Source organism: Psychroserpens sp. (assembly GCF_036960315.1).
In the GTDB taxonomy this organism is placed as follows: Bacteria; Bacteroidota; Bacteroidia; order Flavobacteriales; family Flavobacteriaceae; genus Psychroserpens.
Genome location: NZ_JBALVR010000011.1, coordinates 59,224 through 71,194 on the forward strand (window position 1 = coordinate 59,224; position 11,971 = coordinate 71,194).

The window sequence follows — 11,971 nt, forward strand, 5'->3', positions numbered from 1 at the left end:
TATGGAAAAAAAACTACATACTTTTTTTCAATCTGGTTTACTTGACAAGTACATACTAGGTGAAACATCTACTTCAGAAAGTCTGAAAGTAGAACATTATATTGAGACCTACCCAGAAGTGGAAAGCGAATATCTTAGATTGCAAGACAATCTTGAGGTAATTGCTAAAGCCAATTCTATAGAGGCTCCAAATTTTGTTTTAGACAATGTCTTAAATGAAATTGAAGCAGACAGTAATCCGGTGATCAAACTGGAAACACAAAAACGCAGAACACCTTGGTACAGTATAGCAGCAAGTGTTGCCGCTCTCGTTTTTTCAGGGGGATACTACATGAAGACACAACAAAACAAGGAGTTACTTAAAGAAAATCAAGTTGTTGTGGACGAAATTTTCGATCTAAGAAGTGATATTGAGAATAACAATAAGATGCTAGACAATTTAATGCGTCAGTTTATGAAACTCAATAATCCAGAAACTGAAAAATACGTTTTTAGAGGAAACGATCGTGCTAAAGATTTAAAAACAGTAGCATATATAAATGCTGTTGAAAAAACATCTATGATTGATGTAGTGTCTTTACCGCAATTACCAGAAAATTACACCTATCAAATATGGGCCGAAATGCAAGACCGAATGGTAAACCTTGGTATTTTAGATCCTGCTCAAAGCGAATTACAATCTATTCAGTATATTGAAGATGCGCTTGGTTTAGCAATTACTATTGAACCTAATGGTAATAAAAATGAAACATCAGATAATGCTGTTGCAGAGATTACCTTAAAAAGCAGGAACAACTAACAGCAATTATACTTAAAAATTTAAGCCACTTTTGAATCATCAAAAGTGGCTTTTTATACATTTTAAGTACTGATTAAGAACTATTCTTTATCAAAAAATGCTTTATGAATTAAACCAGCCACAATTGCCCCTGCTATAGGAGCTGCCCAAAATAACCAAAGCTGAGGAACAAATTCTCCACCAGCAATTAATGCTTGACTTGTTGAACGTGCCGGGTTGACAGATGTATTAGTAATAGGAATACTAATTAAATGAATTAAAGTTAACCCAAGACCAATTGCTATTGGTGCAAAACCTTTAGGAGCTCTCACATTAGTACTCCCTAAAATAATTAGCAAAAAGAACATTGTTAATACAAACTCGGCAATCAATGCAGCTGTCATTGAGTACCCTCCAGGAGATAAGTCTCCATATCCGTTAGCAGCAAATGCACCAGCTTGCGTATTATCAATAATAAAACCTTCTTTTCCAGTGGCAATCAAATATAAAACACCCGCAGCAACAAAAGCTCCAATAAGTTGAGCAATGACATAACCAATTAAATCTTTAGCAGGAAACTTCCCTCCAGCCCAAAGACCAAAAGAAACAGCAGGGTTAAAATGCCCTCCAGAGATATGCCCAACAGCATAAGCCATGGTTAAAACTGTCAAACCAAATGCCAATGCGACACCTGCAAAGCCAATACCCAATTCAGGAAATCCAGCAGCAAATAATGCGCTACCACAACCTCCAAAAACCAGCCAAAAAGTTCCAAAAAATTCAGCAAATAATTTTTTCATAATAATAATTGTTAGTTAGTAAAAATTTAATTTATTAACTTTTAGACACTTAAACAAATTTTAAAGTCACCTTTTTTAAAAGATCACTGGTAATCTGACAAACAATTTTGGGATAAAAACAGCGAAAACCTGTATCTTTACACAAAATAAATTTCAATAAAAATTATAACGATAAGCAGATGAAACTGGTTCTTATTACATTAGTACTTTTAGGCTTAGGTGTCGCTGGTATAGCCATAAAAATATGGGCAAAAAAAGACGGCAAGTTTGCTGGCACTTGTGCAAGCCAAAATCCGATGATAAATACAGAAGGTGAAGCTTGCGGATTCTGTGGGAAATCGCCTGATCAATTTGAGAACTGTGACGAACCTCAACACTCTTAATCGTTGATGCTGATTTTTGAAATTCTATTCTACTCTTTTCTTGCAATAGTAGGAATTCAACTTATTTTTTACACTTTTATCTTCGGAAGATTTTCAACTTCAAAACTTCAAGAAACAACAAAAAAGAATATTGGTGTTTCAGTTATTATCTGTGCAAAAAATGAAGCCGAAAACCTAAAAGAGCACCTACCGTTTTTCGTTGAACAAGACTACAAAACCTTTGAATTAGTCTTAATAAATGATAATTCTTCTGATGACACATTAGAGGTTATGGAAACCTTTAAAAAACAATGCGAGAATATCAAAATCGTAGATGTAAAACCTGTAGAAAAGTATTGGGGAAACAAAAAATACCCACTTACTCTGGGTATAAAAGCTGCAACTCATAATTTCTTACTGTTTACTGATGCCGATTGCAAACCACTTTCTAAAGAATGGATTTCGCAAATGAGTGCTCATTTCAGTAATGAAAAATCTATAATCATCGGTTATGGTGCTTATGAGAAAATTAAAGGGTCTTTCCTTAATCTTCTCATTAGGTTTGAAACCTTTATGACTGCTGTCCAATATTTTTCTTATGCAAAAATAGGGATGCCATATATGGGAGTTGGTAGAAATTTGGCTTACAAAAAGGAATTATTTTTTGAAGCTAATGGTTTTATAAATCATATGGATAAAACCTCTGGTGATGATGACCTTTTTGTTAATCAAATGGGAAACAAAACTAATGTGGCACTTTGCATTTCCGAAGAGAGTTTTACCGAATCTAAACCCAAAACAACATTTAAGTCTTGGATATTTCAAAAGCGTAGACATATTAGTACAGCTGTGCATTATAAACCAAAACATAAAATCCTACTTGCTTTATTTTATATCTCTCAAGTATTTTTTTGGATTCTGGGTAGCCTACTCTTAATCGTTCTATTTCAATGGAAAATTGTTATTGGACTAATTGCCTTAAGATTTATTGCACAGTATACAACTCTCTATTTGTCATCAAAAAAACTTAATGAAACAGGTTTAATACTTTTTATTCCGTTTTTAGAAATTTTCTTAATTATCTTTCAATTCTTTATATTTATAAAAAATCTCTCATCAAAACCACACCATTGGAAGTAAAAGACGCGATAGAAAATGCTAAAAAAAATGATCAAATCGCTTTTAATTTTCTGTTGGATAGATTTTGGAATAGCGTCTACGGGTTTCAGTTAAAACGTACCCAAAACGAAAATGACGCTGAAGACATTACCATTCAAACCTTCTCTAAGGCATTTGATAAAATTCATACATATAACGAGAAGTATGAGTTTAACACGTGGTTAATTACCATTTCAAAAAACATCCATATTGATTTAATTAGAAAGCAAAAATCAACGATTTCTAATACATCAAATGGTAATGAAGATGATGCGTATTTTGCGATTATTGATGAATCTCCTTCACCTGAAGACAAACTTATTACTGAACAAAACTTGGCGAAACTACTTCGTGATATCAAAAAACTGAAACCTCACTACCAAGAAGTAATCAACTTAAGATATTTTCAAGAGTTAAGTTACAAGGAAATTTCTCAGAGTTTAGATGAACCGATTAATAATGTAAAAGTGAAGTTATTAAGAGCAAAAAAATTATTAGCAGAGATTATTGAAAAGCAATAATGGCTATAAGTCTTAAAAATATAGGTCCAGGTTTATTGTTTGCAGGTGCAGCAATTGGTGTATCACATTTAGTGCAATCTACAAGAGCTGGAGCCGATTTTGGCTTTGGACTGATTTGGGCTTTATTGTTGGTTAATATTTTTAAATATCCGTTTTTTCAGTTTGGGCCTCGTTATGCCATGGCAACTGGTGAAACACTTTTGGACGGTTACAAAAAATTAGGTAAAGGTGTTTTAATAGCTTATTTCATATTGTCTTTCGCAACGATGTTTACGATTCAAACTGCTGTAACAATAGTTACCGCTGGTTTAGCATCTTCAATTTTCGGCAATTTTATTTCTACTGAAATTTGGACTGTAGTCATCCTAAGCATTTGCTTTTTAATTCTAATTCTTGGCAAATACAATTTTTTGGATAAGCTGATGAAAATTATCATCATCACCCTCACTATAAGCACTATAGTCGCTGTGATTTTTGCCTTTCAGAATACATCTGAACCAACCTCGCTAACACAAATATTCCCAAATGCAATGGAGTTTGGTTTTTTAATTGCTTTTATGGGTTGGATGCCTGCACCTTTAGATATTTCGGTTTGGCATTCCCTTTGGGCAATAGAGAAACAAAAAACGGAACAAGAGTACACCGTAAAGTCGTCCCTTTTCGATTTTAACGTTGGGTATTTTGCAACGATTGTTTTAGGCCTTGGGTTCATAGCTCTAGGTGCTTTGGTGATGTTTAATAGTGGTGAGAAATTTAGCGGAAAAGCTGGTAAATTTTCTAACCAACTTATTTCGATGTATACTAAAAGCCTCGGTAATTGGTCGTATATCATTATTGGTGTCGCTGCATTCACAACCATGTTTAGCACCACACTAACGACGCTAGACGCCTCACCAAGAGCAATGGCAAAAACAACTCAACTTCTATTTGGGAATATTCTAAAACGAGGCTACTTGCTTTGGATATTAATTTTAATCTTTGGAACCATCCTCATTTTCTTTTTCCTTAAGTCTGAAATGGGATTACTCATAAAAATCGCTACCATATTATCATTCTTAACGGCTCCTTTTTATGCCATAATCAACTATAGATTAATTAGTAGTCAACACACACCAAAAGAATGGCGACCTAGTATGAAACTTCATATACTAAGCTGGTTAGGCATACTTTTTTTAATAGGCTTTAGCATCTGGTACCTTACCATATTATAACCACTAATTAACAATATACTTCGTATCTTTGCAGTCTCTAATTAATGTAGATGGATACAAAAATCGAATCAAAACCAGTTGTTGCGCGCCAGCCTAAACCAAAATGGCTTCGTGTTAAACTTCCAACAGGAAAAAAATACACCGAGTTAAGAGGTCTTGTCGATAAGTATAAACTCAATACAATTTGTACATCAGGTAGTTGTCCAAATATGGGTGAATGTTGGGGAGAAGGTACTGCTACGTTTATGATTTTAGGAAATGTATGCACACGCTCTTGTGGATTTTGTGGCGTAAAAACTGGACGACCGGAAACTGTAGATTGGGACGAGCCTGAAAAAGTGGCACGTTCTATCAAAATCATGCAAATTAAACATGCTGTTTTAACAAGTGTCGATAGAGATGATCTTAAAGATATGGGAAGTATTATGTGGAGCGAAACTGTAAAAGCAGTAAGACGCATGAATCCTGAAACAACACTTGAAACTCTAATTCCTGATTTTCAAGGTATTGAAAAACACATAGATAGAATAATTGATGTGGCTCCAGAAGTGGTATCACACAACATTGAAACCGTAAGACGTTTAAGCCGCGAGGTTCGTATTCAAGCAAAATATGACCGAAGCATGCATGTGCTTAAATACTTAAAACAACAAGGACAACGTAGAACTAAATCGGGTATTATGCTTGGCTTAGGTGAAACACGAGAAGAAGTTATCACTACACTACACGATCTTAGAGAAAATGATGTTGACGTTGTCACTATTGGTCAATATTTACAACCTAGTAAAAAACACTTACCCGTAAAACAGTTCATCAATCCAGAACAGTTTGACGAGTATAAGTCCATTGGTCTTGAACTTGGTTTCCGTCATGTAGAAAGTAGTGCTCTTGTGAGATCTTCATACAAAGCCCAAAAACACATCAACTAATGATTCGCGTAGCAATTAACGGATTTGGTCGTATTGGTCGTCGTGTATTTCGATTAATTCAAGACAGAGATGATATTCAAGTTGTTGCCATAAACGATCTTGCAGATGCTAGAACACTTGGGCATTTATTAAAGTATGATAGCATTCATGGGGTTTCAAAACATCTCATTTCTTCAACCCAAGATTGTATTGTTTTAAATGGAAGACCAATCAAACTCCTCAATCATAATCATCCAAAAGATATCGATTGGACACCATTCGATGTAGATTTTGTAATAGAATCTACCGGAAAGTTTAAACTTTCCGAAGATTTAAAACAACACATCTACAACGGAGCGAAACGTGTCATTTTATCTGTTCCACCAATTGAAGATGATATAAAAACAGTTGTTTTAGGAGTTAATGACAAAGAAATTGAAGGCAATGAACTCATCCTTTCTAATGCATCATGTACCACGAATAATGCAGCGCCAATGATTGCTATTATTAACGAATTATGTGGTGTAAAACAAGCCTATATAACCACGATTCATTCGTATACTACAGACCAGAGCTTGCACGACCAGCCACATAGAGATTTGAGAAGAGCAAGAGCTGCCGGACAATCTATAGTGCCAACAACAACAGGGGCAGCTAAGGCATTGACTAAAATATTTCCGGAGTTATCAAATGTTATTGGTGGCTGTGGAATTAGAGTTCCTGTCGCTAATGGATCACTTACTGATATTACGTTCAATGTTGAAAAAACGGTAACCATTGATGAGATTAATAATGCGTTTAAAACTGCGGCGAATACACATTTAAAACACATCCTCGAATACACAGAAGATCCAATTGTATCCATCGATATTGTTGGAAATACACATTCTTGTATCTTCGATTCACAAATGACATCTGTTATTGGAAATATGGTAAAAATCGTTGGTTGGTACGATAATGAAACTGGTTATTCAAGTAGAATTTTAGATTTAATTTGCAATTTATCGATGAAATAGTGTCTTTTATCGAATAAATATTTATATTTGTCCAAATGAAAGTGGCCAAATATGTCCCAAACTAAATATTACATAGTTGCTTTTTTAATGTGTTTTTCTTGCGCAATATCTGCTCAAACGAACAACATTGAAGATATTGATGTCTTAAAACTACGTATCCAAAATACTATTACCCAATCAGGATTTGATACTGAAAGAGGTGATTATTTTAGTGCGAAAGATCATCTTGAAAAAGCTTTAGAACTCGCAGTTCAAATAGAAGACAAAAAAAGTCAAGGTATTATCTATGCCAAAATTGGCGAACTTCAATTCACTGTCAACGAATTTGACAAATCATTAGCATCTCTAATTAAGGCCGCAGATTTACAGAGAGAAATAGAAGATAAAGAGAATTTAGCGATTACTTATAGTATAAAGGGTGCACTTCATGCTGGTAAAAAAGAATATAAAGATGCTTTAGAATATTTAAATTCGGCTAAAACACTTTTTGAAGAAAAAGATTTAGAGATCAATATTCCAGAAATCACACTCAATCAAGCTAAAATACATTTAGAGTTAAAAGATTATAAGACTGCCAAATCACTATTAGAACAGGCGATTGTTTTAGCCAAAAAAAACAATCAAAACGATATTCTTTCGACTGCATTAATTTACAGTGGAAAAGCTTTAGATAAGTTAGGAAATAATCAACAAGGCATTAACTTAACTAACGAAGGCATTGAAATCGCCAAGGCTAAAAATTTCACTAAAAATATTAATGAAGGATATTTGACATTAAGTAAGATATATGAAAATGACAAAAGCTTTGAGTTAGCACATCAATATCTTCAAAAGCATGTGTATTTATCCGATTCAATACTAAATATTCAACGTGCAAATCTGTCGCCTGAAAAACGTGCAGAATATATAGAAACCTATAATGCCGCTGAATTTCAGAAATTAAAAAAACAAGTTGAAGATCAAGAATCTGATAGTAATTTAGCCAAAATCACAACCATACTTAGTATTGCATTAATTACTATTTTATCTTTATTAACCTTATCGCTTTATAAGAATAACAATATTAGATTGAAGTCTAATAATATGCTTCAAGAGAAAAATGACGATTTAATTGAAGCCATGAAAAAGGCAGAATTGGCATCAAAAACGAAAGCTAATTTCTTATCAACAGTGACGCATGAGTTGAGAACTCCGCTTTATGCTGTAACTGGATTAACTAATATGTTGTTGGAAGAAAAACCTAATCCAGATCAAATTCCGCATTTAAAATCCTTGAAGTTTTCGGGTGATTATCTGTTAACATTTATCAATGATATTTTACAAATTAACAAGATTGAAGCCAACAAAGTTGAGTTAGATCCAGTGTTATTTAATTTAAAAACTAAAGTTGAAAATGTATGTTCTGCATTAAATAATTCTGCATTGGATAATAACATCATTATGCATTATGACTTCCAAAAAGATTTACCAGAAACCTTTATTGGTGATAACCTTAAAATCTCTCAAATATTAATCAACCTTATTGGTAACTCTATCAAGTTTACCAAAGATGGCGACATTTGGGTAAGAGTCTATAGTATTAATAAAAATAATAATGATCACGTCTTGCGATTTGAAATTGAAGATAACGGTATTGGTATCTCAAAAGAAAAGCAAGATAATATGTTTGAGAGCTTCTCCCAAGGCTCGATTCAAATCAATAGAAAGTATGGCGGGACAGGACTTGGTCTCTCTATCGTAAAAGGTCTTATTGAAATATTAAAAGGAAAAATCTACCTTAAAAGTGAACTCGGAAAAGGCACAACCTTCTTTTTCGAAATTCCATTAACCTACGCTCCAGAAACTATTAAAATCGAAAAAGAAGATTACTCTAAAAGCATTAGCAAATTGGACATTAGCAACATTAAAATCTTGATTGTAGAAGACAACAAGATCAACCAAATGATCACCAAAAAGATTCTAAATAAAATGAACCTTCAGTGTGATATCGTAGACAATGGTGAAGCAGCAGTAGAAAAAGTCAAGCAAAGCAATTACAATGTTGTCTTGATGGATATACACATGCCAGGAATTAGTGGTTTAGAAGCGACTAAAATCATTAGAACTTTTGATAAAGAATTAACCATTTTTGCGCTTACCGCGGTGACGTTAGAAGATAAAATGCATGAGTTTGACGAAGCTGGTTTTGATGATATTATCTCTAAACCGTTTAAGCAAGATGACTTCGAAAAGAAATTATACGAAGTACTCGCAGCCAACGAAAACAAAAGAGCATCAGTTTGAAATTGAACTTATTAGCGTAAGGATCTGATTATCAAAATCACCCTTTACATCAATTTCAAAGGAAATTGGTAAATACCACAATTGTGATGGATTGAATTTAAAACTATCCTGCAATCTCATATAATCTTTCTCTGTCGTCAAAATAACCTCCTTTTGCTTCAATGTTTCAATTTCTGAAGTAGAAAATACATGATGATCATTAAATTTTAAATGTTCAAAATCTATCGATTCAGATTTCAAATAGGCTACCAATGGATTCGGATTTGCAATTCCAGTAACTAAGGTTACTTTTTTTTCTACAAATTGTTTAACAGGTCGTGACGAACTTTCACTTAAAACCTTATCCGAATACGAAATAGCACTAAAATAAACCGATTGATACGTTAAAGGTTTCAGTTTCTTTCTGATTTGATCTTTTTCCGAAGACGATAAATTTCTCGGGCATTTAGTCACAATAATAATATCTGCTCTCTTGGCTCCTGCTCTTGGTTCTCTCAAATTCCCAGTAGGTAATACAATGTCATCGGTGTATAAATTACCATAAGCAGTGAGTAGAATATCAAAACTTGCCTTTACTTTTCTATGCTGAAATGCATCATCCAACAAAATAACATCTGATTGATTTAACTTGATGAGTTCTGAAATCCCATTTTGCCTGTCTGCATCCACAGCAACTATCGCTTTTTTAAACTTTTTATAAAATTGAAATGGTTCATCTCCAATGGTTCTTGCCGTTGCATGTTCATTTGCAATAATAAATCCTGAAGTTTCCCGCTTATAACCACGACTTAAAGTTGCTACTCTATATTGATTTTCCAACAACCGAATTAAATACTCAATAGTTGGTGTTTTGCCTGTACCTCCAGTACTCAAATTTCCAACGCAAACAACAGGAATATCGTATGATTTTGAAGGTTCCCAACCCAAATCGTAAAACTTATTTCGTAACCAAGTCACCAAATAATAAATTGGAACAATAGGAAATAATATGTATCTCAATAATTTCATCGTAACGAAAGTATAATATTTTATCTTTGGTACAAACTAATATCATATGATTGTAAAAGATGTCATCTCACTTTTAGAAGCACTCGCGCCATTGGCTTATGCCGAAGATTTTGACAATGTGGGGCTTCTTGTTGGCGATAAAAACTCAAAAGTTTCAGGAATCTTAGTCACTTTAGACACATTAGAAGCAGTTGTGGATGAAGCTATTGAAAACAACTGCAATCTTATTGTGAGCTTTCATCCTATCATATTTAATGGCTTAAAAACACTTACAGGCTCTAATTATGTTGAGCGAACTGTTTTAAAGGCTATTAAAAATGATATTGCGATTTATGCCATTCATACTGCTCTGGACAATGCACTTAAAGGAGTTAATGATATTATTTGCAATACACTTGGCTTGGTAAATAAGAAAATTTTAATTCCGCAAAAAGGCACGATCAAAAAGCTAACGACTTATGTTCCTATAGGAAATGCAAACGCTCTAAGAGCTCAACTTTTTAAAGCAGGCGCAGGTAATATTGGTAACTACGACAACTGTAGTTTTAATACTGAAGGTACAGGAACTTACAGAGGAGATGAAAACTCTAATCCTACACTGGGAAAGAAAGGTGAGCTCCATGAAGAACAGGAAATGCAAATATCAGTAACGTTTAACAAACATATAGAATCAAAATTGCTCAATACCTTATTTGAACATCATCCTTATGAAGAGGTTGCTTTTGAAGTAGCAACTTTAGATAATTACGATCAAAATATCGGAATGGGCATGGTTGGCGAACTTAAAGAACCTCAAGAAACCAATGCTTTTTTTGAGTTTGTAAAAGAAAAAATGAACGTATCATGTATTAGACATTCTGAAATCGTAAAAAACTCAATTAAAAAAGTGGCTGTCCTTGGTGGCTCTGGAAGTTTTGCTATTTCGGCAGCCAAACGTGCTGGAGCTGATGTTTTACTTACTGCCGACTTAAAATACCATGATTTTTTTTCTGCAGAAAACGATATCATTTTGGCAGATATTGGCCATTATGAAAGCGAACAGTTCACAAAAACCTTTTTAGTAGACTATCTCTCGAAAAAAATCACTAATTTTGCAGTCGTTTTATCAACGACGACTACAAATCCGGTAAAGTATTTATAATTATGGCAAAAAAAGCTGAAGCATCTGTTGAAGATCGATTAAGAGCTCTTTATGATTTACAATTAATCGACTCTAGAGTCGATGAAATAAGAAACGTGAGAGGCGAATTACCTCTTGAGGTTCAAGATTTAGAAGATGAAGTTGAAGGTTTAAATACAAGACTTGAAAAGTTATCTACTAATCTAGATTTAATTGACGATCAAATTAAATCAAAGAAAAACTTGATGGAAGAAGCCAAAGCGCTTATCAAAAAGTATACAGAGCAACAAAAAAATGTTAGAAATAACAGAGAATACAATTCTTTAACTAAAGAAGTTGAATTTCAAGAATTAGAAATTCAATTGGCTGAAAAGCACATCAAAGAATTTAAAGTTCAAATTGATCAGAAAAAAGTTGTGATCGACGAGACTAAAGATCGTCTTAAAGATCGCAAAACACACTTAAAGCATAAGCGTAGTGAGCTAGATGCTATTTTAGCTGAAACTCAAAAAGAAGAAGAAGCTTTAAATAAAAAATCTGAAGATTTCCAAAAGAAATTGGATGAGCGTTTAGTTAATGCTTACCAACGTATTAGAAATAATGTTAAGAATGGACTTGCTGTTGTACCAATTGAAAGAGGTGCATCTGGAGGATCGTTCTTTACTATTCCACCACAAATTCAAGTAGAAATTGCATCTCGTAAAAAAGTTATTACAGATGAACACAGTGGAAGAATCTTAGTGGATGCGCAATTAGCACAAGAAGAAAAAGAAAAAATGGAGAAAATGTTTTCAAAACTTTAATCC

The 11,971-nt window shown here is 33.6% G+C and carries 12 protein-coding genes; 10 read left to right on the forward strand and 2 right to left on the reverse strand.

Annotated elements, in window-relative coordinates; all coding sequences use genetic code 11:
- Position 1: 1 nt before the first annotated feature.
- The gene (locus tag V7719_RS15915; RefSeq protein ID WP_335730933.1) at positions 2-799 is read left to right on the forward strand and encodes an anti-sigma factor; all 798 of its coding nucleotides are present in this window, start codon (positions 2-4) and stop codon (positions 797-799) included.
- Between the two features lie 80 nt (positions 800-879).
- Here V7719_RS15915 and aqpZ read toward each other — a convergent pair whose 3' ends face one another.
- The gene (gene aqpZ / locus V7719_RS15920) at positions 880-1,578 is read right to left on the reverse strand and encodes an aquaporin Z (protein WP_335730934.1); all 699 of its coding nucleotides are present in this window, start codon (positions 1,576-1,578) and stop codon (positions 880-882) included.
- A 179-nt stretch (positions 1,579-1,757) separates the two neighbouring features.
- On the opposite strand from aqpZ, the gene V7719_RS15925 reads away from it, so the two are divergent.
- The 7 genes from V7719_RS15925 to V7719_RS15955 are packed head-to-tail and all read left to right on the forward strand — an operon-like array spanning position 1,758 to position 9,037.
- Positions 1,758-1,961, forward strand: coding sequence for a membrane or secreted protein (locus tag V7719_RS15925; protein ID WP_335730935.1), 204 nt, complete (start codon positions 1,758-1,760; stop codon positions 1,959-1,961).
- 6 nt (positions 1,962-1,967) lie between these two features.
- Positions 1,968-3,080 carry a glycosyltransferase gene (locus V7719_RS15930; RefSeq protein ID WP_335730936.1) on the forward strand — a complete coding sequence of 371 codons (1,113 nt, stop codon included), beginning with the start codon at positions 1,968-1,970 and terminating at the stop codon, positions 3,078-3,080.
- Positions 3,071-3,619 carry an RNA polymerase sigma factor gene (locus V7719_RS15935; protein ID WP_335730937.1) on the forward strand — a complete coding sequence of 183 codons (549 nt, stop codon included), beginning with the start codon at positions 3,071-3,073 and terminating at the stop codon, positions 3,617-3,619. The genes V7719_RS15930 and V7719_RS15935 overlap by 10 nt, the downstream gene beginning before the upstream one ends.
- Positions 3,619-4,830, forward strand: a complete 1,212-nt coding sequence (locus V7719_RS15940; protein ID WP_335730938.1) for an Nramp family divalent metal transporter — start codon at positions 3,619-3,621, stop codon at positions 4,828-4,830. Before V7719_RS15935 ends, V7719_RS15940 begins: the two co-directional genes overlap by 1 nt.
- Before the next feature lie 50 nt (positions 4,831-4,880).
- Positions 4,881-5,759 (forward strand): lipoyl synthase, encoded by an 879-nt coding sequence (lipA, locus tag V7719_RS15945; protein ID WP_335730939.1) that lies wholly within the window; start codon positions 4,881-4,883, stop codon positions 5,757-5,759.
- Positions 5,759-6,754, forward strand: a complete 996-nt coding sequence (gap, locus tag V7719_RS15950; RefSeq protein WP_335730940.1) for a type I glyceraldehyde-3-phosphate dehydrogenase — start codon at positions 5,759-5,761, stop codon at positions 6,752-6,754. Before lipA ends, gap begins: the two co-directional genes overlap by 1 nt.
- A gap of 51 nt (positions 6,755-6,805) precedes the next feature.
- Complete coding sequence (locus tag V7719_RS15955; protein WP_335730941.1) at positions 6,806-9,037, forward strand: ATP-binding protein; 2,232 nt, start codon at positions 6,806-6,808, stop codon at positions 9,035-9,037.
- Here the strand turns inward: V7719_RS15955 and lpxK are convergent.
- Positions 9,029-10,045 (reverse strand): tetraacyldisaccharide 4'-kinase, encoded by a 1,017-nt coding sequence (lpxK, locus tag V7719_RS15960; RefSeq protein ID WP_335730942.1) that lies wholly within the window; start codon positions 10,043-10,045, stop codon positions 9,029-9,031. The genes V7719_RS15955 and lpxK overlap by 9 nt on opposite strands.
- A 46-nt stretch (positions 10,046-10,091) precedes the next feature.
- On the opposite strand from lpxK, the gene V7719_RS15965 reads away from it, so the two are divergent.
- Entirely contained in the window at positions 10,092-11,186 is a 1,095-nt protein-coding gene (locus V7719_RS15965; protein ID WP_335730943.1) for a Nif3-like dinuclear metal center hexameric protein, read from the forward strand.
- A 2-nt stretch (positions 11,187-11,188) separates the two neighbouring features.
- Positions 11,189-11,968 (forward strand): zinc ribbon domain-containing protein, encoded by a 780-nt coding sequence (locus V7719_RS15970; protein ID WP_335730944.1) that lies wholly within the window; start codon positions 11,189-11,191, stop codon positions 11,966-11,968.
- Positions 11,969-11,971 lie beyond the last annotated feature (3 nt).

Bases quoted from the DNA above. Each gene is read 5' to 3' on its own strand.
- V7719_RS15915 (WP_335730933.1), top strand. From the start codon at position 2: ATGGAAAAAAAACTACATACTTTTTTTCAATCTGGTTTACTTGACAAG.
- aqpZ (WP_335730934.1), bottom strand. From the start codon at position 1,578: ATGAAAAAATTATTTGCTGAATTTTTTGGAACTTTTTGGCTGGTTTTT.
- V7719_RS15925 (WP_335730935.1), top strand. From the start codon at position 1,758: ATGAAACTGGTTCTTATTACATTAGTACTTTTAGGCTTAGGTGTCGCT.
- V7719_RS15930 (WP_335730936.1), top strand. From the start codon at position 1,968: ATGCTGATTTTTGAAATTCTATTCTACTCTTTTCTTGCAATAGTAGGA.
- V7719_RS15940 (WP_335730938.1), top strand. From the start codon at position 3,619: ATGGCTATAAGTCTTAAAAATATAGGTCCAGGTTTATTGTTTGCAGGT.
- lipA (WP_335730939.1), top strand. From the start codon at position 4,881: ATGGATACAAAAATCGAATCAAAACCAGTTGTTGCGCGCCAGCCTAAA.
- gap (WP_335730940.1), top strand. From the start codon at position 5,759: ATGATTCGCGTAGCAATTAACGGATTTGGTCGTATTGGTCGTCGTGTA.
- V7719_RS15955 (WP_335730941.1), top strand. From the start codon at position 6,806: ATGTCCCAAACTAAATATTACATAGTTGCTTTTTTAATGTGTTTTTCT.
- lpxK (WP_335730942.1), bottom strand. From the start codon at position 10,045: ATGAAATTATTGAGATACATATTATTTCCTATTGTTCCAATTTATTAT.
- V7719_RS15965 (WP_335730943.1), top strand. From the start codon at position 10,092: ATGATTGTAAAAGATGTCATCTCACTTTTAGAAGCACTCGCGCCATTG.
- V7719_RS15970 (WP_335730944.1), top strand. From the start codon at position 11,189: ATGGCAAAAAAAGCTGAAGCATCTGTTGAAGATCGATTAAGAGCTCTT.